At 66.5% G+C, this 18,758-nt stretch carries 20 protein-coding genes and 1 tRNA gene; 9 read left to right on the forward strand and 12 right to left on the reverse strand.

Annotation, left to right across the window (positions count from 1 at the left end; translation table 11 throughout):
- Window positions 1–4 precede the first annotated feature (4 nt).
- From EOHIBHHM_RS13275 to EOHIBHHM_RS13305, 7 genes are all read right to left on the reverse strand, one after another.
- Window positions 5–601 carry a hypothetical protein gene (locus EOHIBHHM_RS13275; protein WP_497251330.1) on the reverse strand — a complete coding sequence of 199 codons (597 nt, stop codon included), beginning with the start codon at window positions 599–601 and terminating at the stop codon, window positions 5–7.
- Window positions 602–646: 45 nt separating this feature from the next.
- The gene (locus EOHIBHHM_RS13280; RefSeq protein WP_497251332.1) at window positions 647–1,141 is read right to left on the reverse strand and encodes a hypothetical protein; all 495 of its coding nucleotides are present in this window, start codon (window positions 1,139–1,141) and stop codon (window positions 647–649) included.
- A gap of 65 nt (window positions 1,142–1,206) precedes the next feature.
- Window positions 1,207–3,417, reverse strand: coding sequence for an amino acid permease (locus EOHIBHHM_RS13285; protein WP_497251334.1), 2,211 nt, complete (start codon window positions 3,415–3,417; stop codon window positions 1,207–1,209).
- A gap of 52 nt (window positions 3,418–3,469) precedes the next feature.
- Window positions 3,470–3,913, reverse strand: coding sequence for a universal stress protein (locus EOHIBHHM_RS13290; RefSeq protein WP_497251336.1), 444 nt, complete (start codon window positions 3,911–3,913; stop codon window positions 3,470–3,472).
- 145 nt (window positions 3,914–4,058) lie between these two features.
- Window positions 4,059–4,472, reverse strand: coding sequence for a DUF7975 family protein (locus tag EOHIBHHM_RS13295; RefSeq protein ID WP_497251338.1), 414 nt, complete (start codon window positions 4,470–4,472; stop codon window positions 4,059–4,061).
- A 95-nt stretch (window positions 4,473–4,567) separates the two neighbouring features.
- Complete coding sequence (locus EOHIBHHM_RS13300) at window positions 4,568–5,563, reverse strand: YeiH family protein (protein WP_497251340.1); 996 nt, start codon at window positions 5,561–5,563, stop codon at window positions 4,568–4,570.
- A complete protein-coding gene (locus EOHIBHHM_RS13305) occupies window positions 5,563–5,709 on the reverse strand; it encodes a hypothetical protein (RefSeq protein WP_497251342.1) in 147 nt (48 codons plus the stop codon). Before EOHIBHHM_RS13305 ends, EOHIBHHM_RS13300 begins: the two co-directional genes overlap by 1 nt.
- Before the next feature lie 240 nt (window positions 5,710–5,949).
- On the opposite strand from EOHIBHHM_RS13305, the gene EOHIBHHM_RS13310 reads away from it, so the two are divergent.
- A complete protein-coding gene (locus tag EOHIBHHM_RS13310) occupies window positions 5,950–6,576 on the forward strand; it encodes an adenylate kinase (protein ID WP_497251344.1) in 627 nt (208 codons plus the stop codon).
- Between the two features lie 258 nt (window positions 6,577–6,834).
- Here the strand turns inward: EOHIBHHM_RS13310 and EOHIBHHM_RS13315 are convergent, their stop codons facing one another.
- On the reverse strand, window positions 6,835–7,404 hold the full coding sequence (locus EOHIBHHM_RS13315; protein ID WP_497251346.1) for a hypothetical protein: 570 nt from the start codon (window positions 7,402–7,404) through the stop codon (window positions 6,835–6,837).
- Window positions 7,405–7,859: 455 nt separating this feature from the next.
- Here EOHIBHHM_RS13315 and EOHIBHHM_RS13320 point away from each other — a divergent pair, with 455 nt between their 5' ends.
- The 4 genes from EOHIBHHM_RS13320 to EOHIBHHM_RS13335 all read left to right on the forward strand — a co-directional run bounded on the left by EOHIBHHM_RS13320 (window position 7,860) and on the right by EOHIBHHM_RS13335 (window position 10,602).
- The gene (locus tag EOHIBHHM_RS13320) at window positions 7,860–8,780 is read left to right on the forward strand and encodes a DUF106 domain-containing protein (protein WP_497251348.1); all 921 of its coding nucleotides are present in this window, start codon (window positions 7,860–7,862) and stop codon (window positions 8,778–8,780) included.
- Window positions 8,781–8,980: 200 nt separating this feature from the next.
- The gene (cmk, locus tag EOHIBHHM_RS13325; RefSeq protein WP_497251350.1) at window positions 8,981–9,559 is read left to right on the forward strand and encodes a (d)CMP kinase; all 579 of its coding nucleotides are present in this window, start codon (window positions 8,981–8,983) and stop codon (window positions 9,557–9,559) included.
- Between the two features lie 2 nt (window positions 9,560–9,561).
- Window positions 9,562–10,428 (forward strand): RNA-guided pseudouridylation complex pseudouridine synthase subunit Cbf5, encoded by an 867-nt coding sequence (locus EOHIBHHM_RS13330; RefSeq protein WP_497251352.1) that lies wholly within the window; start codon window positions 9,562–9,564, stop codon window positions 10,426–10,428.
- Window positions 10,429–10,531: 103 nt separating this feature from the next.
- Window positions 10,532–10,602: transfer RNA gene (locus EOHIBHHM_RS13335), tRNA-Pro, on the forward strand.
- Between the two features lie 104 nt (window positions 10,603–10,706).
- Here EOHIBHHM_RS13335 and EOHIBHHM_RS13340 read toward each other — a convergent pair.
- The 3 genes from EOHIBHHM_RS13340 to EOHIBHHM_RS13350 form a co-directional block, all read right to left on the reverse strand.
- A complete protein-coding gene (locus EOHIBHHM_RS13340) occupies window positions 10,707–12,392 on the reverse strand; it encodes a potassium channel family protein (protein WP_497251354.1) in 1,686 nt (561 codons plus the stop codon).
- Window positions 12,393–12,551: 159 nt separating this feature from the next.
- Window positions 12,552–14,306, reverse strand: coding sequence for a dihydroxy-acid dehydratase (gene ilvD, locus EOHIBHHM_RS13345; RefSeq protein ID WP_497251356.1), 1,755 nt, complete (start codon window positions 14,304–14,306; stop codon window positions 12,552–12,554).
- A 77-nt stretch (window positions 14,307–14,383) separates the two neighbouring features.
- On the reverse strand, window positions 14,384–15,094 hold the full coding sequence (locus EOHIBHHM_RS13350) for a MogA/MoaB family molybdenum cofactor biosynthesis protein (RefSeq protein ID WP_497251358.1): 711 nt from the start codon (window positions 15,092–15,094) through the stop codon (window positions 14,384–14,386).
- Window positions 15,095–15,234: 140 nt separating this feature from the next.
- Between EOHIBHHM_RS13350 and EOHIBHHM_RS13355 the strand changes: the two genes are divergently transcribed.
- From EOHIBHHM_RS13355 to EOHIBHHM_RS13370, 4 genes are all read left to right on the forward strand, one after another.
- Complete coding sequence (locus tag EOHIBHHM_RS13355) at window positions 15,235–16,275, forward strand: zinc-binding dehydrogenase (protein WP_497251359.1); 1,041 nt, start codon at window positions 15,235–15,237, stop codon at window positions 16,273–16,275.
- On the forward strand, window positions 16,265–16,576 hold the full coding sequence (locus EOHIBHHM_RS13360) for a DUF7977 family protein (RefSeq protein ID WP_497251361.1): 312 nt from the start codon (window positions 16,265–16,267) through the stop codon (window positions 16,574–16,576). Before EOHIBHHM_RS13355 ends, EOHIBHHM_RS13360 begins: the two co-directional genes overlap by 11 nt.
- A gap of 101 nt (window positions 16,577–16,677) precedes the next feature.
- The gene (locus EOHIBHHM_RS13365; protein WP_497251363.1) at window positions 16,678–17,082 is read left to right on the forward strand and encodes a DUF4864 domain-containing protein; all 405 of its coding nucleotides are present in this window, start codon (window positions 16,678–16,680) and stop codon (window positions 17,080–17,082) included.
- Window positions 17,083–17,149: 67 nt separating this feature from the next.
- Window positions 17,150–18,046: an alpha/beta fold hydrolase gene (locus EOHIBHHM_RS13370; protein WP_497251365.1), complete on the forward strand. Its 897-nt coding sequence runs from the start codon at window positions 17,150–17,152 to the stop codon at window positions 18,044–18,046.
- Window positions 18,047–18,168: 122 nt separating this feature from the next.
- Here EOHIBHHM_RS13370 and EOHIBHHM_RS13375 read toward each other — a convergent pair whose 3' ends face one another.
- A complete protein-coding gene (locus EOHIBHHM_RS13375) occupies window positions 18,169–18,624 on the reverse strand; it encodes an NYN domain-containing protein (RefSeq protein WP_497251367.1) in 456 nt (151 codons plus the stop codon).
- Window positions 18,625–18,758: the final 134 nt, after the last annotated feature.

Raw genomic sequence — 18,758 nt, forward strand, 5'->3', positions numbered from 1 at the left:
CGGCTCAGTCGCAGCCTTCCTGCGGGTCGACGACGACTGGCAGTTCGTAGCCGACGGCGATGGCGTCGCACGCGTTGGCCCACAGCGAGAGCTCGCCCTCCTTCAGCACCACCGCACCGTCGCGGTCGTAGCCGTACTCGGGCGGACACGACCGCAGTTCCCACGTCTCCGAGAGCGTCTGTCCCGTCTCCAGTTCGGCGCGGACCTCGTAGGCGTCGCGCACGTCGTCGCTCGCGTCGCGAGTGGCGACGTGCGCGAACTCCAGCGCCTGGTCGGCGTCGACTTCCCACGTCCCGTCCACCACCGACTCGCCGGTCTCGGCGTGGGTCACGGAGAGCGTGACGCAGTGGTCCGTTTGCTCGTGGTTCTCGACGTAGAACGTCGAGTGGAGGACGTCCGGCATCGGCGTGCGCGTCCGGGTCCGCGTCGACGGCGAGGACGAGCGAGAGTCGGCGGTGAGGGAGGTGTCGGACGGGTCGGCGGAAGGCGTGTCGCCGTCGGCCGTACCCGCGGGCGACGTCGCCGTACAGCCGGCGAGACCGCCAGCGACTGTGCCGGAGACCGACGCGAGCAGTGCTCTGCGGGTGAACGAGGAGGGCATACGGGACGGACGTCTCCGTGATTCGATATATGTTTTCTCCCGCCGTCACCGTGACATGACTCGCCGGACAGCGACGCGGCCGACCGTCCCGACGACGAACCCCGCGAGCGACCCGGCCAGTCCGAGCAGTCCGAACATGAGCATCAGTCCCCACAGCGGGGCGTCCCCTCGGGTGACGTACTCGCCGGTGACGAGAAACCGAACGGCGACGTCGAGACTGACGACTGCGCCGAACACAAGCGACGGAGCGACGCCGACGACGAGACTGGTCGCCAGTCCGCCGTCGCGGTACGCACTGGCTACCGAGACGAACGGCGGCGAGTAGAACAGTGCCACCGGGAGGACGGGCGAGTACAGGTAGTCGCCGACCCCTTCGCCGACGACCGGCGCGAGTACTCGGTCGAAGAGGAAGAACAGCGCGAACAGCGCGAGCATCGCGAGCACGTACCAGCCGACGAACAGCCACCAGTGGCGTCGCCGGTCTCGGGGCTGGCCCCAGAAGAGAGTGCGGATTGCTGTGAACGAGGGAGTGGAGGGCATAGACGTTCGCCCGAAGAGAGTGAGAGTGACGAGAAAAGTGTTGTTAGACTGACTCCAAGACCGGCTCAGCGCGACCCGAACAGTCGGTCCCGCAGGCTCCGTTCGCGTTTCTTCTCGGCGAGCAGCACCGAGCAGTCGACGTCGTAGAGCACGTCGAGGACGAGTGCCCCGCCGACGAGCCGCGAGAGCAGGCCGCGTTCGGTCGCGCCGATGACGAGCATCGACGCCTCGGCGGCGTGGCGTTCGATCGACTTCTCGACGTCGCCGGTGTCGACGACGAGCGTGGCGTCGTCGAGATCGCGCTCGGCGGCCCACGTCTCGAGGAACGCCATCCCCTCCTCCTTGTCGTCGGCGACGTGCAGCAGCGTCACGCGAGCGCCGTACTCGTCCTGGAGGATCTTCGCGACGGCGGCCGAGAGATCCGAGTCCGGACCGCCCGCCGTCGGGAGGAGGATCTCGCTGGCGTCGAAGCCGCGGTCCTTCAACACGAGGAAGTCACACGGCAGGTCGTGGGCGAGTTCGTCGATGGCCGTCTCCGCGCGGCCGGGCGACCCGTGGGAGTCGGGCCCCCAACCCATGACAGTCATGTCGGCCTCGTAGGTGCGGGCAGCGTCGAACACCTCCTCGAACGACCGGTGTGAGAGGATGGTGTGCGTCTCGACCGGCACGTCGAACGTCTCAGCGTCCGCCCGGGCCTGTTCGAGGATCCGGTGGGCCGCCTCGTGGTCGCCCTGGTCGCGGGCGGCCGAGAGGGCGGTCTGGTCCGGCACCTGCTCGATGTTGACCGCGACGACCGTCCCGCTACGCTGCTTGGCGACGGCGCTGGCGAGCGTGATGAGGTCCTTCTCGCTCTCGGGGTTGGCCAGCGGCACCATCACGCGGTACTTCCCGCCGTCGGGTTGCACCGACGAGGCCGCCGAGACGGCCGAGTCAGGCATCTTCTCCCGTCGCGAGAGGACGTACTGTCCGAGGATCCCCTGCTTCTCCGTCTTCCCGCGGGCGTAGAACAGGTACCAGAGCACCGCGAATCCGGCGAGGACGGCAGTGATACCGATGACGAACGGGTCGATGTACGCGACGAGCGCGAAGGAGATGATCGCCCCGAGGATCGGCAACACGGGGTAGAACGGGATCGTGTAGTCGGGCTGGTAGTCTTCGGGGTCGGCCACGCGCATCACGATGAGCGCGACGTTCAGCAGTCCGTAGATGACGAGGTGGAGCGCACTCCCCGTGTTCGAGAGCAGCTGCAGATCGCCGAAGACGATGAACGCGAGGATGAACGCACCGGTCAACGCGATCGAGCGGTACGGCGTGCCGAACCGGGGGTGGATCTCGTTGAGTTCGGGCGTGACGATCTTGTCCCGGCCCATCGCGAAGTTGATGCGCGAAGAGGCGAGGATCGAGGCGTTCGCGCTCGACGCAGTGGCGAGCAGTCCGCCGAAGAGGAGTGCGACTGCGCCCACCGGTCCGAGGAGGATGCGGGCGACGTCGACGACGGCGGTGTCGTTGTTGGCGACGACGCTGTTGTCGACGGCCGCGAGCACGACGAGGAGGACGAGCGCATAGATCGTCGTCACGATGAGGACGCTGCCGATGACCGCCCGCGGGAGGTTGCGTCCGGGGTCTTTGATCTCCTCTGCGACGGAGGTGATCTGGACGAAACCGAGATAGGAGACGAAGATGAGCCCCGTCACGGGCAGAAGTGGGTCGGTCCCGTACGGCGTGAACGGTCGGAGCGTCTCGAGGTTGGCGTTCAGCGCACCGACGAAGGTGAACACGCCGAGGATAGCGACCAGCGTGATGACGATGACGTTCTGGAGCTTCCCGGTCTCTTTCGCACCGACGTAGTTGATGCCGATGAACAGCGCCGCACCTGCGAGTGCGACGACCTTCGCTGGCGAGAGACCGAGTACGCCGGGTACCGGTGCGAACTGTGTCACGTACTGACCGAAGCCGAACATGTAGAACGCCGAGGCGAACGCGAGCCCGAGCCAGTTGGCCCAGCCCGCGACCGAACCGAAAAGCGGCCCGAGCGCGTGGTTGATGTAGTAGTACGCGCCACCAGATTTGGGCATCGCCGTCCCCAACTCGCTCGCCGAGAGCGCGGTCATGAGCGCGATCGCCCCGCCGAGGACGAACGCACCGGCCGCGAGCGGTCCCGCCTCCGCGACGGCGACACCGGGGAGGACGAAGATACCGGCCCCGATCATCGTCCCGACGCCGATGGTCAACGCGGCGAGGGGGCCGAGGTCTTTGGCGAGTTCTTCGTCACTCATCGCGAGTCACCTCTCGTGGTGACCGCCCGGAGTGGCGGAGAACAGTCGTCACTCATTCGTCAGCACCCGGCAGCACGACGACCGGTCGGTCGCTGTCGTCGACGAGCGTGTCGCGCGCCTCGTGGCCGAAGATGTCCCACCACTTCTTGCCCTCCCGTGGCGTGAACACGATGGCGCTGGCGTCCTCGTCGCGTGCGGCGTCGAGGATCGTCTCGCCGACGTCGGTTCCGTACAGCAGTCGCGTCTCGACGTCGACGCCGGCCTCGGCGGCCCGGTCGCGCACTTCCTCGAACAGCTCTTCCGCCAGTTCCTCTCGCTGTTCGACCGACGCCTTGTCGGGCGCGCCGCCGGCCTTCTCGACGACGTGGACGACGAGCATCCGTCCCCCGGCGTCCGCGACGTGCGGCAACGTCGCCGTACACGTCGCGATGGCGTCGTCCTCGTTGGCGACGGGGACGAGCGGTGCGTCGAAGAGCGATCTAACCATGGACGCCACCCCCGGACGGGCAGGACGCGACGAACGCACGGTTTAGACACGTCTGTGTCGTTCCTCGTACCAGATTCATACGAGTCGCTTTGGCGGCGTCGGGCTTAGTTCGTTCCCCTCGCGCCGACCAACATAACGAACGTTCGTGACGCTCTCAGAGCGCGACGACCCACGCGCGATAGTGCTCGTCTCGACCGTAGACCTCCTGGAACAGCCGGTCGACGAACCCTGCGAGGCGGTTGGCGTCCGAGCGGGCGGAGACGCGGACGTTCGTCCCCTCGGCGGTCTCGGGGCTCTCCAGCTGGTCGATGCGGAACTCGGGGAACTCCTCGAGCATCGCCTTCAGTCGGTCCAACTCGTCGTCGGTGACGTCGAGGTTGAACGTCTGCTCCGAGAACTGGACCCACGCGGTCGGCAGCGGGTCGCCGTCGTCGTCGGTGCCGTCGAGCTCCGGGTCGGGGTCGGCTTCGATCGTGAGGTAGGCGCTGCTGCGGTTGCGGTGGGCGACGATGCCGTCGGCGAACAGCTTCCGACGTTCGGCCGGCGTGTCGGCTTCGAATCTCGTCATGCCTCCGGCTACGCGGGCGGGGATAAAAAGCGGGGCGACGAGGGCGACGTCGCGGCGACGACTCCGAGTTGCCGACGACGCCCCCGATCTCGGCGTCAGAACAGCGTCGTCACGGCGACGAGCGTGAGTGCGCTCACCCCGAGGAGATGGACGAGGACGACGAGCACCGGCGTCAGTCCCGTGTCGCGCATCTTCGCCAGCTGGATGTCGAAGCCGAGACCGACGAACGCGAGCGTGAAGAGCCAGTCGGCGACGGTGTCGATGGAGGCCAGCGTCGCCGACGAGAGCGCGCCGGTGTTGGCGACGGCGGCGACGACGAGGAAGCCGACGAGGAACTTCGGGAACTCCGTCCAGATCTGTCGGAGCTTCGTGTCCGACGTCCCCTCGTCCGTGGCGTACCGGGCCGCGTAGCCGACGGCGACGACGCCCAGAAGCGAGTTGCGGGTGAGCTTCGTCACCGTCGCCCAGCGACCGGCCACCGGGGAGTGCGCGAACCCGGCGGCGGCGACCGGGCCGGTCGAGAACATGCTCAGTCCGGCCCAGACGCCGAACTGCTTGCCGGACAGCGCGAGCAGGTCGCCGGCGACGGGGAAGACGAGGAGCGTCGCCGCGTCGAAGAGCAAGACGGTCGCGACGACGTGCGTCAGTTGGTCGCCGTCGGCGTCGATGGTGCCGGCGACGGCCGCGGCCGCCGAGACGCCGCAGATGCTCGACCCCGCCGCCAGCAACGACGCCATCTTGTCTCGGAGTCCGAACCCCCGCCGCGCGAGCAGTTCGACGCCGACGACGCCGGCGCCCACAGTGAGGACGACGAGCAACACGACCAGCGGTCCCGACGCGCGGATCTCGGCGAGCGACACGCTCGCGCCGAGGAGGACGATCCCGACCTCGAGAAACAGCGATCCCGTCGCGACACCGTCGGACGCCCAGTCGGGGGTGCCGACGGCGTTGGCGACGAGCGCGCCGAGCGCGACGGCGACGATGAGGGCGCTCACTCCCGGAGTCACACCGGCGAGGACGTGTGCGGCGACGGCCAGCACCGCCAACACCGCCACGCCGGGGGCGACCTCACCCAGGGTGGTCCTCGCCATCAGGCGACCTGCAGCAGCGCGTGAACCGCGACGACCGTGAGACCGAGCGCCGTCGCTCGCCATCCGCGGTCGAGAGAGACCCAGTAGCTCGCGACCGACTCGACCAGTTCGGCGTCTCGGGGCGACCGAAGTACGTCGTCCACCATGGCAGCTATCTCGGGCGAGGAGAAGCCCGGAGTTGAAACTGTCGCTCTCCGTCACGGGTAGCAGACGATGTTGCCGTAACCAAAAGCGACCGTGCCGAACGAGCGCCCTCACCGAACGGTCTCCCGGCGAGAAACCGGAAAGGAGTTCCTGATTGTCGGCCGCTGCGTGCGACGCGTGGAGTCCACGACAAACCCGCGTGTTTCTACAAGATTTTAACCCCGGAGCGGGACGGGTAACGTATGAGCGACGAACACGTGCTCCTGCTCGGACCGCCGGGTGCAGGCAAAGGGACGCAGAGCAAGCGACTCGCCGCCGAGTTCGACCTCGAACACGTCACGACGGGTGACGCGCTTCGGGAGAACAAGCACATGGAGACCGAACACGGGACGCCCGCTTCGTACATGGACGAGGGCGAACTCGTCCCCGACCCCGTCGTCAACGAGATCGTCGAGACGGCGCTCGAGGACGCCGACGGCTACGTGCTCGACGGCTACCCGCGGAACCTGTCGCAGGTCGAGTATCTCGACAGCGTGACGGACCTCGACTACGTGTTCTACCTCGACGTCGACGAGGAGGAGCTCGTCCGTCGACTCACCGGCCGTCGCGTCTGTCCGGACTGTGGTGCGACCTACCACGTCGAGTTCGACCAGCCCGAGGAGGAGGGCGTCTGCGACGAGTGCGGTGCGGAACTCACCCAGCGTGACGACGACACCGAGGAGACCGTCCGCGAACGGCTCCGCGTCTACCACGAGAACACCGAACCCGTCGTCGAACACTACCGCGAGGAGGGGACGCTCGTCGAGATCGAAGGTGAGGGTACCCCGGACGACGTGTTCGACCGCCTCGCCTCGGAACTGCGTAGCTAGGCGAGACGGTCGGTCAAGAAGAGCCGTCCTTCACTAATCGGGGAGTCGATCTCCCCTCCGGTCACAGCGCTCGTGAGCGACTGCTGTCGTGAGGGCGTCACGCTCGACGGAGACGAGCAGTCGAGGCTCGGCGGCGACGAGACGAGTGCGAAAATACGAGAGAGTCGTCCCCCTCCAGATCGGTCCGACTGCGTCGCTCGGATACCGGGGAGAGGGCGGTCGGCGACCGATCGGAGCGGAGAGGCGAGTCTGTGAGGCTCAGCCCTGGACGGCGACCTGCGTCTGGCTGCTGGACTGCGTCTGGCTGGCGGAGTTCTTGTAGCCCGTCTGGCTGGATTGCTGGGACTGACTGTTGGACTGCTTCTGGTCGACGTCGTTGTGCTTGCCGTCCTGCTGGGCGAGTTGCACCTGTGCGCTCTTCTGCGTCTGGTCGACGTCGTTGTACTTGCCCTTCTGAGTGGCCTGCTGGGACTGGCTGTTCGACTGCTTCTGGTCGGCGTCGTTGTGCTTGCCGTACTGCGCGGCCCACTGCGCTTGGGCGTTCTGCTGGTACTGGTCAGCCTTGTTGTACTTGCCCTGCTGCCGGAGGAGTTGCGCCTGTGCGCTCTTCTGCGTCTGATCGAGGTCGTTCTTGTAGCCGACCTGTTTCGCCCACGCACTCGCGAAACTCTGCTGCCGTTGCTCGGCGTCGTTCTTCTTGTCTTTATCTTTGTCTCTGTCGTGCTTGTCGTACTTGTCGTGTGCCGCTGCGACCCCCGCGAGACCGCTGAGGGCGATGGTTGCGACGACGAACACGACGAGTAGCTGTCTTGTGTGTTTGCTTACCATTGGTACGTCAGCCGGGGGATTCCCGACGAGAGAGTATCGACGAATTACCGCTTAGTTACTCATCTCAATCTACAAACTAAATTAATACGAGGAATAGGACGTGTCTGTCGACAGTCCGATTCGGAGCGAGTATCGGTTTCGGCGGACTGTCTGCCCCGTCTCGTGACCGACGGGGACGCAGTCACTCGATTAACAGTCACCTTCTGGGAGCCGGCTCGCGAAACAGTCCGAGATAAGTGACCGACAAAACAGAGTGTCGTACCGAAAAGAGAGTCCGAAGGCGACAGTCTTCCGTCGGAACAGTCGACGACAGAACGGTGTTCGAAGCGACTCTGTCGGCGTCGTTGCCGCACGCTCCGTGTCGTCGCTGAGGAGAGCCAACCTCTGTCTCGAAGCGCCATGGGCGGAATCGCAGAGTAAAAGCTTGATAAACGGTGGTTGCCAACGGAGAGGTAATGGCACGTATCGAATCGAAGGTTCGGTCGCTCGTCTCCAACGATCCGGAGATGCGAGGGGCCATCGAAACCGTCCTCGCCCGCTCGGAGGACGGCGAGGTCAAGTGGGTCGACGTGAAAGACGACATCTCGAGCGGACAGTGGGGTCGACTCATCGAGAAGGGCGTCCTCGTCGACGGCGACGAGGGGTTCGCGCTGGCCGACCCCGAGGCGACCCGCAACGCGCTCGAGAGCGACGACTCGACGGCGAGTGCTGCGAGCGCGACGAGTTCGTCCGGCGTCGACGACGTCGAGGGGACGACGTGGTCGAAGTACGACAAGGGTGCGGCCCTCGTGACGGTCGGGCTCTTTCTCGGCTACTCGGTCAAGAGCGTCCGCGACGTCATCGGCGGCGCGATGGACGTCCTGCTCGGTCCGCTAGCCGAACTGCTGCCGTTCTACGCCGTCGTGATGGTGCTCGCGCTCGGTACAGGGCTGTACTCGACGCTCCTGCAGGCGAACCTGATGAACATGGAGAAGATGGGCGCGTACCAAGAGCGGATGAAGGACATCCAGCAGCGCCGGAAGGACGCCCAGGAACGCGGTGACGACGCTGCGCTCGAAGCCATCCAGGAGGAGCAGATGGAGGCGATGGGCGACCAGATGGGGATGTTCAAAGAGCAGTTCCGCCCGATGGTGTGGATCATGTTCCTCACCATCCCGGTGTTCCTGTGGATGTACTGGGCCATCGGCATCGGCGGCAACCCGGTCCACGTGGAACTACAGAACCTCATCCTCCCGTTCGCGGGTGAGGTCGCGTGGACCGACAAGGTGCTCGGTCCCATCCAGACGTGGATCATCTGGTACTTCCTCTGCTCGATGGCGTTCACCCAGATCATCCGCAAGGGGCTGAACATCAGCACGACGCCGTCGACGAGCTAACTCCCTCCGCGGTTCTTCTTTCCGACTCTCTCCGTCGTCGACCACGGGTCGTCACTACTCGGCGCCGCTCGTCGAGAGCGGGTTTCCGTTGCAAACGCCTCTACTGCCACGGAGCGGTCCGGTTTGTGCGTGGTTCGTCCGCACACGACACGCGCGTCCGTAACGGCAACCGTTTTGAGGAGCACCGACAGAATGTCGGTATGTTACTGACCGTCTCTGGCCCGCCGGGAAGTGGGAAGAGCACGACTGCGGCCGGACTGGCCGAAGCGTTCGGACTCGAACATATCAGCGGTGGCGACATCTTCCGCGAACTCGCCGCCGAGCGCGGTTACTCTCCGGTCGAGTTCAACGAACTCGCCGAGGAGGACGACCAGATCGACCGTGATCTCGACCGACGACTCTACGAGATCGCCCGGGAGCGCGACGACGTGCTGCTGGAGTCGCGACTCGCCGGTTGGCTGGCGGCCGACGAGGCCGACATCCGCATCTGGCTCGACGCGCCGATCAACATCCGCGCCGAGCGCATCGCCGACCGGGAGGGCAAGGACGTCGAGGTCGCCCGCGAGGAGACCAAACGCCGCGAGATGAGCGAGGCCAAACGCTACATGGAGTACTACAACATCGAGATCGGCGACCGTGGCATCTACGACATCGTCTACAACACGGCCCGCTGGAGTCCCGAGGGCGTCCTCGGAATGCTCACGATGGCCATCGACTCCTACGACCCCGACACCGACGAGGGGAAGGCACCCGTCGAGGGCGTCGTCTACGACTTCTGACCATGCGAGGCCCGCCCGCGGACCGCGACGTCGACGAACTGCTGCACTTCGGGGTCCTGAACCTCGACAAGCCACCGGGTCCCTCGGCCCACCAGGTCTCCGGGTGGGTCCGCGACCTCGCCGGCGTCGAGCAGGCCGCCCACGCGGGCACGCTCGACCCCAAGGTGACCGGCTGTCTCCCGATCCTCCTCGGCGACGCCACTCGACTCGCGCAGGTCTTCCTCGAAGGAGCGAAGGAGTACGTCGCCGTGCTCGAACTCCACGGGCCCGCACCGACGGACCTCGAATCCGTCGTCGCCGAGTTCGAGGGCGAGCTGTATCAGAAACCGCCGCGCAAGAGCGCCGTCTCCCGGCGACTCCGGACCCGGACGGTCTACGATCTGGACGTGCTCGAAGTCCGCGACCGGAAGGTGCTGCTCCGGATCGGCTGCGAGAGCGGCACCTACGTCCGAAAGCTCTGTCACGACATCGGACTGGCGCTCGGCACCGGCGGCCACATGGGCCACCTCCGCCGGACGCGGACCGACCCGTTCGACGACACCGACCTCGTGACGCTCCACGACTTCGCCGACGCGCTCGCGTTCGCCGACGAAGGCGACGAGGGGCCGCTGCGCGAGGTCGTCGCGCCCGCGGAGCGGAGTCTGACACACCTGCCGAGCGTGACGATCGCCCCGAGTGCGGCCGAGCAGGTCGCCCACGGCGCGCAGGTCTACGCCCCCGGCGTCATCGACGTCGAGGACGACGCTGCCCGCGACGCGCTCGTCGCCTGTTACACCCCCGACGCCGCCGTCGTCTGTCTCGGCAGGCTCGTCGGTGATCCCGACGCCGACAGCGGTGAGGTCGTCCGTCTCGAACGCGTGCTGGTCTGAGCCCGCTCGGAGGATGACACCCACTCTCGCGCACGCGACTGAAGCGAAGGTGTTAAACGACAGTCGACCGTCGCCTGTAATGCGGAAAAACAGCAGACATAGCGGGACCGTAGGGTAGTGGTATCCTCTGCCGATGGGGTCGGTAGGACCTGAGTTCGAATCTCGGCGGTCCCACTTTTGCGGAACGAAACGGAACACGGAGACGAGCGGTGCGAGTCTTCGCGATCTCACTTTCTCGTGACCGAACAGAGTCGATTCCGAGCGAAGCATCCTCCCCGCTACTGCATCTCGTGTTCGAGTTCTCGCAGTCGTTCGTCGGTGCCGGCGACGACGATGGTGTCGCCCGCCGAGATGTCGGTGTCGGCGGCGGTGTAGAACGCGCCGTCGCGTCGGAGGCCGACGAGGACGACGCCCCGTTCGAGTCGCTGACTCTCGTCGCCGAGCGTTCGCCCCACGAACGGCTTGCCGTCGAACTCTACGAACCGGACCTGCCCGATCGGGTGGAAGATGCGGTCCCGGTAGAGCTCGCTCGCGATCATCCGGGCGGTCGTCCGCTGTTCGGAGAGCGCGTAGTCCGCGCCCGCGTCGAACGCCTTCGAGACGTTCTCGTCTTCGGTCATCCGCGTCAGGATCTCGATGTCGTCGGTCATCGAGCGCCCGACGGCAGCCGTCAACAGCGCCGTGTCGTCGTCGTCGACGGCGACGACGAGTGCCGTCGCGTCCTCGACGCCGGCCTCCGAGAGCACCGCCGTCTCGCTGGCGTCGCCGACGACGTCCGCGTCGGTCGACTCGTCGACGTCGAGCGTCGTCACGTCCACCTCCTCGGGGAGGCTGTCGACCACCGACCGACCCGCCTCGCCGAGACCGGCGACGACGACGTTCGAGTGCGTGCGTGGCGACCGGATCCCCGTCACCTGCGTCCGTATCGCGTCGAACGCCTCCTCGGGGCCGACGACGACGAGCGTCGCGTTGGACGTGAGCACGTCCTGCTCGCGTGGCGGCAGTCGGAGCTCGCCGTCGATCCAGGCGGCGACGACCGTCAGCTCCGGGTTCGAGGCGATGGCGGTCTTCCCCACCGACTCACCGTGCAGCGGGCCGCCGCGGCGGACGAGCAACTCGCGGACGACGGGGCCGTCGCCGATCACGTCCGGCGCGGTCTCGGAGTCGAACGTGACCGAGGCCTTCTCGGCCAGTCGCTGTCCGATGAGCGCCGGGAGACAGACGACGCGGTCCGCGCCGACTCGCTCGAGTGCCTCGCGTCGGTGTGGCGTCTCCGTGAGACAGACGATGCGCGCGTCCTCGTTCAGCTGGCGGGCGGTGAGCACGATGCTCGCGTTCCGGTTTCGGGCGTCGACGACGACGAGTCCGGCGTCTTCGACCGACGCCCGCTGCAGCGTCTCGGTCCTCGTCGGGTCACCGTCGATCACCTGGTAGTCGCGGTTCGAGAGTTCCAGCGCCTCCTCCTCGTCGGAGTCGACGAGGACGTACTCGACGTCGGACTCCTGCAGTTCGTCGAGCAGGACGTCCTTGCCGCGTCCGTACTCACAGACGACGACGTGGCCGTCCTTGGCGGTCAACCGCTCGTCGAGGATAACCGGCGCACGCTCGAACAGCGGGATGATGAGGATGCGGAGGGTGACGAAACCCATGATGACGCCGGAGATCTGATACCAGATGAGCAACGCATTCATTGCGTCCGATAGCCACGGGGCGCTACCCCCGTATCCCGTGGTAGTCAACGTGTTGATGACGGTCTGGAGCGACCGAACGAACGACCGTTCTTCACCCTCGAATCGGGCCATCCCGGCCTGATAGACGAGGGTGTAGACGAGGATGATCGCGACCAAGACGAGGATGAACTTCAGGACCTTCCACTGTCGCTCCGAGAGGTCGCCGAGCGACTCGACAGACGAGAGACGTTTGAGCTGTTGTTCAAGCGGAGAACCAGGACGACTTGAACTCATCTAGTTACTCCTTCGCCGTCAGACGGATTAGTGCTCTGGCTCCGAACCGTGCAGGACGCCGTCGACTCTCTCTGTCAGCCGTTGCTCGCTCCGCTCGCGCCCTCGCAAAACGTGTCTTCGCGGCGACGCCGCGAAGGCCTGGATGAAAAAGACCGCAGTTCAGTCTCGCTGCTTCGCGCCGGGGTTCGTCACCGCGCCGTTGGCGGCGGAGCCGAAGTCGTTCGCGTACTTCGCGAGGACGCCGGACGTGTACGGCGGGTCACGCGGCTCCCAGTCGTCTCTCCGTGCGTCGAGTTCCTCCTCGGAGAGGTCGACCGACAGTTCGCGTTCCGGGATGTCGACGGTCACCTCGTCGCCGTCTTCGAGCAGGGCGATGGGACCGCCGACGGCCGCCTCGGGCGCGACGTGGCCGACCATCGGCCCGCGGGTCGCACCGGAGAACCGCCCGTCGGTCAGCAGCGCCACGTCGTCCTCGTGACCCTGACCGACGACGGCGGCGGTGACGCCTAACATCTCGCGCATTCCGGGACCGCCTTTCGGTCCCTCGTTGCGGATACAGATGACGTCGCCCGACTCGATGTGGCCCTCCTGGACGTAGCGCATCGCGTCCTCCTCGCCCTCGAAGACGCGGGCGGGGCCGGTGTGGTGGAACGCGTCGTCGCCAGTCACTTTCAGCACGGCACCGTCGGGTGCGAGGTTGCCGGTGAGGATCTTGATCGCCCCCTCTTCCTGGTACGGGTCGTCGACGGTGTAGATGAACTCGCCCGAGACGTCCTCGTCGTCGGGCAGGTCGAGCTGTTCGAGCTCCTCGCTGATCGTGCGGCCGGTGACCGTCATCGCGTCACCGTGGAACAGGCCGGCGTCGACCAGTCGACGGACGACGACCGGGAGCCCGCCCTCCTCGTGGAGGTCGTTCATCACCTTCGTGCCGCCGGGCTGGAGGTTCGCGATCTTCGGCGTCCGGCGGGAGATCTTGTCGAACTCCTCGATGGAGAGGTCGATGTCGGCTTCGGCGGCGAGCGCGAGCAGGTGGAGGACGGCGTTCGTCGACCCGCCGATGGCGACCTGGATGGCGATGGCGTTCTCGAAGGACTCCTTCGTCAGGATGTCCGAGGGGCGCAGGTCGTTCTCGACGGCTTCGAGGACGGCCTCGCCGGCGCGGCGGGCCACGTCGTAGCGTTCTTCGGACTCGGCGGGCGGAGAGGCGGAGCCCAGTGGTGCGAGGCCGAGCGCCTCGGAGATGGAGGCCATCGTGTTCGCGGTGAACATCCCGCCGCAGGAGCCCGCACCGGGGCAGGCGTGTCGCTCCAGGTCGTCGAGTTCGTCGGCGCTCATCTTCCCCTCCGCGTAGGTGCCGACGCCCTCGAAGACGTTCTGGACGGTCACGTCGCGACCCTCGTGTTGGCCGGGCATGATAGAACCGCCGTAGAGGAAGACGGAGGGGAGGTCCGTCCGGATGGCGGCCATCATCATGCCTGGCAAATTCTTGTCACAGCCGGCGACCGTGACGAGTGCGTCCATCCGCTCGCCGAAGGCGACGAGTTCGACGGAGTCGGCGATGACCTCCCGCGAGATGAGCGAGGCCTTCATCCCCTCGGTCCCCATCGAGATGGCGTCGGAGATGGTGATGGTACCGAACTCGATCGGCATCCCGCCGTTGTCGTCGACGCCGTCGATGGCCGCCTGCGCGACGTCGTCGAGGTGGACGTTACACGGCGTGATGTCGGCGGCGGGGTTGGCGATGCCGACCATCGGCGAGGAGAGGTCCTCGTCGTCGAACCCCATCGCGCGGAACATCGCGCGGTGGGGAGCGCGCTCTGCACCCTGTGTCACTTCCGAACTGCGGAGTCGCGGGTCCTTCTCGCCCGCGAAGGGGTCTTCCTCCTCCCGCTCGGGCGGCTGCTGATTGCTCATGCTCGGGAGTTGCGGTCGAGGCTGATAAAGGGACGCGACACGACAAGGATTGCTGTCGAATCGGGCGAGCCCTCGAACTACTCCTCGTCGCCGTTACTCACGTCGCTCTCGCCGTCCGACTCGTCCTCGTCGCGCTGTGCCAACCCGACCAGATGGCTCCCTTCGGGGACGATGATCTCCTCGGCACCCAGTCGCGCCGCGTTCTCGCTGCCGGGCAGACAGAACACCGTGACCCCGTCGACGACGCCGCCGACCGCCCGCGTCCCGACGACGCGCGTCCCGATCTCGTCGTAGGAGAGTCGGCGGAAGAGTTCCCCGAATCCCGGGAGCGTCTTCTCGAACAGCGGTTCCGCCGCTTCGACGGTGACGTCGTCGGGCGTGACGCCCGTCCCGCCCGCCGTGACGACGACGTCGACGTCGTCGCGGCCGACCAGGTTGTGCACCTCGCCCTGCACCTTGTCGTAGTCGTCGGGCAGGAGGTTGCGCACCGTGACGTCGTCGTCGTTGGCCTCGACGGCGGCCTCGATGGCGTCGCCGGCGGGATCGTCGTCGAGCGACCGGGAGGAAGAGATGGTGACGACGGCGTACCGGACGGTGTCGACGTCGTGGTGGTGGTGGCCGTGTTCCTCGTCGTGCGTCTTGCCGTGGTCGTCCCCGTGGGCGTGGCCGTGGTCGTCCCCGTGGGCGTCGTCGTCGTGAGCGTCGGCGTCCTCGTGGGTGTGATCGTCCTGTTCGTGGTCGCCGTCCAGTTCGTGCTCGTCGCGTCCGCGGAGCGGGTCCTCGCTCATGACTGCCGCTTCGCAACGTGAGCGGAAAAATCACCACGTCGTTCACTTCCGCTCCGCACTTTCGACAGGTGACGAACTATGAGCAAGACAGTCCACGAAAGCTCACAGTTTTACATCTCCGGATGGTCGCACGAACCACGATGAAGGCTGTTCAGTTCTCGGAGCACGGCGACCGCGACGTGTTGACTTACGACGAGTTCGACGACCCCGAACCGGACCGCGACGAGGTACTCGTCGACGTCAAGGCCGGCGCGTTGAACCACCTCGACATCTGGACGCGGAAGGGGCTGCCGGGCGTCGACCTCGACATGCCGCACATCCCCGGCAGCGACGCCGCGGGCGTCGTCGAGGCCGTCGGCGAGGACGTCACCCGCTTCGAGGAGGGCGACCACGTCGCGGTCAGCGCCGGCGTCGCCTGCGGACAGTGTGAGTTCTGTCGCGACGGCGATCCGTCGCTCTGTGTCCGCTTCCACATCATCGGCGAACACGTCCGCGGCGTCCACGCCGAGCAGGCGACCGTCCCGGAAGACAATCTCGTCCCGGTGCCGGACCACGTCGACTGGGAGATCGCGGGGTCGGCGTCGCTCGTCTTCCAGACCGCCTGGCGGATGCTGATCGATCGCGCCGAGCTCGAGGCCGGCGAGAAGGTGCTCGTGCTCGGTGCCTCGGGCGGCGTCGGTCACGCCGCGGTCCAGATCGCCGACTACGCCGGCGCGGAGGTGTTCGCGACGGCCTCGACCGAGGAGAAACTCGAGTACGCCCGCGACTGCGGCGCGGATCACGTCATCAACTACGAAGACGACGACTTCGCCGAGGAGATCAAAGAGCTGACCGGCAAGCGCGGCGTCGACGTCGTCGTCGACCACGTCGGCGAGGCGACGTACCAGGACTCGCTGAAGAGTCTCGCGAAGGGCGGTCGCGTCGTCACCTGCGGCGCGACGACCGGACCGAACCCCGATGCGGGTCTCAACCGCATCTTCTGGAACCAGCTGTCGGTCATCGGGTCGACGATGGCGACGCCCGGACAGGTCGACGACGTGCTCGAACTCGTCTGGGACGGCACCTTCGAACCCCGCATCCGCGAGACGGTACCGATGAGCGAGGCCGACCGCGCCCACGAGATGATCGAGAACCGTGAGGGCTTTGGTAAAGTGGTCGTAATCCCCGATAGTGAGCTCTGAGACCGACCGCGACGGGAGAACTGACGGCGGCTACGTCCACCGCCCCGACGGCCCCGAGGAACCGGCCAGCGACGCGTCGGCGGCCGAAGGCGGGTTCGGCCGACAGGGGTGGCTGCTCGTCGCCGTCGTCGTCCTCTCGTTTCTCGTCGTCCCCGGGAGCATCTACCTCTTTCCGGGCATCCCGGCGTCGTTCGGCATCCCGTACGTCGCGGCGTTCCTCGCGCTCCCGATGCTCCCGGCGCTCGTGCTCGGTCTGACGGCCGTCTGGACGATGACGGCGGCGACCAACGGCCGCGACTGAGCCGAGTGCGTCACTGCTTCCGACGAAGATTGACGGTAGGTAGTGCGTAACTGCCGAGCAGGGGAAACAAGTATATGCCCTGCCACGACGTACCACAGTACGTGAACGAACAGTACGTCAACCACGGGTTGCCCCGCCCGACGCCGTCGCTCTCGCCCGAAACGGTGGTCGAACTCCAACTCGACGCCCTCCGCGCCAACGACGACCCGTATCCCGACAGCGGCATCGAGACCGCGTTCGTCTTCGCCTCACCCGCCGTCCGGCGCGTGGTCGGTCCGTTTGCTCGCTTCTCGAAGGTCCTCAGGAACGAGCGCTACGCACCGCTCGTCGACTTCGACCGCGTCGGGACGACTCCCGTCGAACGGTACGGCGACGACGCCCGCCAGGAGGTGACCGTCGTCGACGCCGACGGCCACGAGACCGTCTACGAGTTCCGCCTCGCCCGTCAGCCAGCAGGGAAGTTCGCCGACTGCTGGCTCACCGAGGCGGTCGTCCGCATCGCGTAGCCTCCGCGACCGACGTCCGACGCCACCGCACGCAACCGCTAATACCGCCGGGTGCGCACTGGTAGCGATGAACGTCGAGACCGCCACTCCCGAGGGCTATCCGGCCGAAGAGCCGGGCGAGTCGGTGTACGTCGAGACCAACGGCGTCAGACTGCACACCGTCCAGGCCGGACCGGAAGACGGGCCGCTCGTCGTCCTCCTCCACGGGTTCCCCGAGTTCTGGTACGGCTGGCACGACCTCCTGCGACCGCTGTCGAACGCAGGCTACCGCGTCGTCGTCCCCGACCAGCGCGGCTACAACCTCAGCGACAAACCCGACGGCGTCGACGCCTACCACCTCGACGAACTCGCCGCCGACGTCGTCGGTCTCGTCGACGCCCTCGGTGCAGAGAGTGCGTACCTCGTCGGCCACGACTGGGGGGCGGCGGTCGCGTGGTGGGTCGCTCTCCACCACCCCGACCGGGTCGAGAAACTCTGCGTCGTCAACGTTCCGCACCCTCACGTGTTCGACCGAACGATGCGCCGCCACTGGGACCAGCGCCTCCGGAGTTGGTACGTTCTCTTCTTTCAACTGCCGGTCGTCCCCGAACTGGTCTCGCGAGTCCACGGCTGGCAGCCGCTCGTCCGGACGATGCGCCGGACGAGCCTCCCGGGGACGTTCACCGTCGCCGACTTCGAGCGGTATCGGGAGGCGTGGAACCGACCCGGCGCGTTCCGTGCGATGCTCAACTGGTATCGGGCTATCGTCCGCAGTCGCCCCCGGCCGCGACGGACGCGAGTGACGGTACCGACGCTCGTCGTCTGGGGTGAACGCGACCGGTTCCTCCGGAAGTCGATGGCCCGCGAGAGCGTCGACCTGTGTGACGACGGCCGACTCCTGCGCTGTGAGGACGCGACCCACTGGGTCCACCACGAGGAACCTGTCCGCGTCGCGGAGGCGCTCCTCGAGTTCTTCGCAGAGTGACCGTTCGTGGGGTCGACGAGGAAGTGTTCATTGTCGTAAGTTGACATCCCCCGCCCTAAAGAACGAGCGTAACTGACGGACTGTCTCGACGACGATAGAGTGCGGTCCGCTCTCCTGAACGCTCACTCGCCGAGCGTGACGCTCTCGGTGGCGGAGTTCCGCAGCGCGTCCGACCGACCGTGGGTACCGGGTGCGATTGCGAACGTCCGCATTCCGTAGGCGTTTGCGACCTCCAGCACCGGCTTGAAGTCGGTGTCGCGAGAGGCGATGGCGAACGTCTCCGCACGGCCTTCGACGGCGACGCGGGTCGCGTCGACGGCGAGTTTCACGTCGACGTCCCCGCTCGTCACGACGACCTCGTAGCCACGGGCTTCGGCCGCCTGGATCAGGCCGGGCGTGGCGTGTTCGTCGACGTAGAGGCGGATGGCCACGAGTCGGCCCGCCTCCTTCGCAGCCTCGCGCACGTCGTCAAGGTCGACGTCGAACTCGTCTCGGAGGATGTTCGGCCCGTCGACGAACAGCGCCACCCCTTCGCGGTGGCCACGGGCGTCGTCGGAACGACCGTCCAGCACGTCCATACCGTCGAAAGTCGGTGGGGACCAATATCGTTGCTGATTTCACACCGATCGATCGCGCATCTGCCCCCTACGTTTCAGAAATCGGCTCAGATAATGTGAAATATTATATCCAAGAAAGAAAGAAAAAATATAAA

Source organism: Halogranum roseipondis (assembly GCF_059695585.1).

What these genes read in the sequence shown, in the direction of transcription:
- EOHIBHHM_RS13320 (WP_497251348.1), top strand. Translation starts at nt 7,860, where the DNA reads ATGGCACGTATCGAATCGAAGGTTCGGTCGCTCGTCTCCAACGATCCG.
- EOHIBHHM_RS13370 (WP_497251365.1), top strand. Translation starts at nt 17,150, where the DNA reads ATGAACGTCGAGACCGCCACTCCCGAGGGCTATCCGGCCGAAGAGCCG.
- EOHIBHHM_RS13300 (WP_497251340.1), bottom strand. Translation starts at nt 5,563, where the DNA reads ATGGCGAGGACCACCCTGGGTGAGGTCGCCCCCGGCGTGGCGGTGTTG.
- EOHIBHHM_RS13285 (WP_497251334.1), bottom strand. Translation starts at nt 3,417, where the DNA reads ATGAGTGACGAAGAACTCGCCAAAGACCTCGGCCCCCTCGCCGCGTTG.
- EOHIBHHM_RS13340 (WP_497251354.1), bottom strand. Translation starts at nt 12,392, where the DNA reads ATGAGTTCAAGTCGTCCTGGTTCTCCGCTTGAACAACAGCTCAAACGT.
- EOHIBHHM_RS13350 (WP_497251358.1), bottom strand. Translation starts at nt 15,094, where the DNA reads ATGAGCGAGGACCCGCTCCGCGGACGCGACGAGCACGAACTGGACGGC.
- cmk (WP_497251350.1), top strand. Translation starts at nt 8,981, where the DNA reads ATGTTACTGACCGTCTCTGGCCCGCCGGGAAGTGGGAAGAGCACGACT.
- EOHIBHHM_RS13310 (WP_497251344.1), top strand. Translation starts at nt 5,950, where the DNA reads ATGAGCGACGAACACGTGCTCCTGCTCGGACCGCCGGGTGCAGGCAAA.
- EOHIBHHM_RS13275 (WP_497251330.1), bottom strand. Translation starts at nt 601, where the DNA reads ATGCCCTCCTCGTTCACCCGCAGAGCACTGCTCGCGTCGGTCTCCGGC.
- EOHIBHHM_RS13295 (WP_497251338.1), bottom strand. Translation starts at nt 4,472, where the DNA reads ATGACGAGATTCGAAGCCGACACGCCGGCCGAACGTCGGAAGCTGTTC.
- ilvD (WP_497251356.1), bottom strand. Translation starts at nt 14,306, where the DNA reads ATGAGCAATCAGCAGCCGCCCGAGCGGGAGGAGGAAGACCCCTTCGCG.
- EOHIBHHM_RS13305 (WP_497251342.1), bottom strand. Translation starts at nt 5,709, where the DNA reads ATGGTGGACGACGTACTTCGGTCGCCCCGAGACGCCGAACTGGTCGAG.
- EOHIBHHM_RS13315 (WP_497251346.1), bottom strand. Translation starts at nt 7,404, where the DNA reads ATGGTAAGCAAACACACAAGACAGCTACTCGTCGTGTTCGTCGTCGCA.
- EOHIBHHM_RS13355 (WP_497251359.1), top strand. Translation starts at nt 15,235, where the DNA reads ATGAAGGCTGTTCAGTTCTCGGAGCACGGCGACCGCGACGTGTTGACT.
- EOHIBHHM_RS13280 (WP_497251332.1), bottom strand. Translation starts at nt 1,141, where the DNA reads ATGCCCTCCACTCCCTCGTTCACAGCAATCCGCACTCTCTTCTGGGGC.
- EOHIBHHM_RS13375 (WP_497251367.1), bottom strand. Translation starts at nt 18,624, where the DNA reads ATGGACGTGCTGGACGGTCGTTCCGACGACGCCCGTGGCCACCGCGAA.
- EOHIBHHM_RS13330 (WP_497251352.1), top strand. Translation starts at nt 9,562, where the DNA reads ATGCGAGGCCCGCCCGCGGACCGCGACGTCGACGAACTGCTGCACTTC.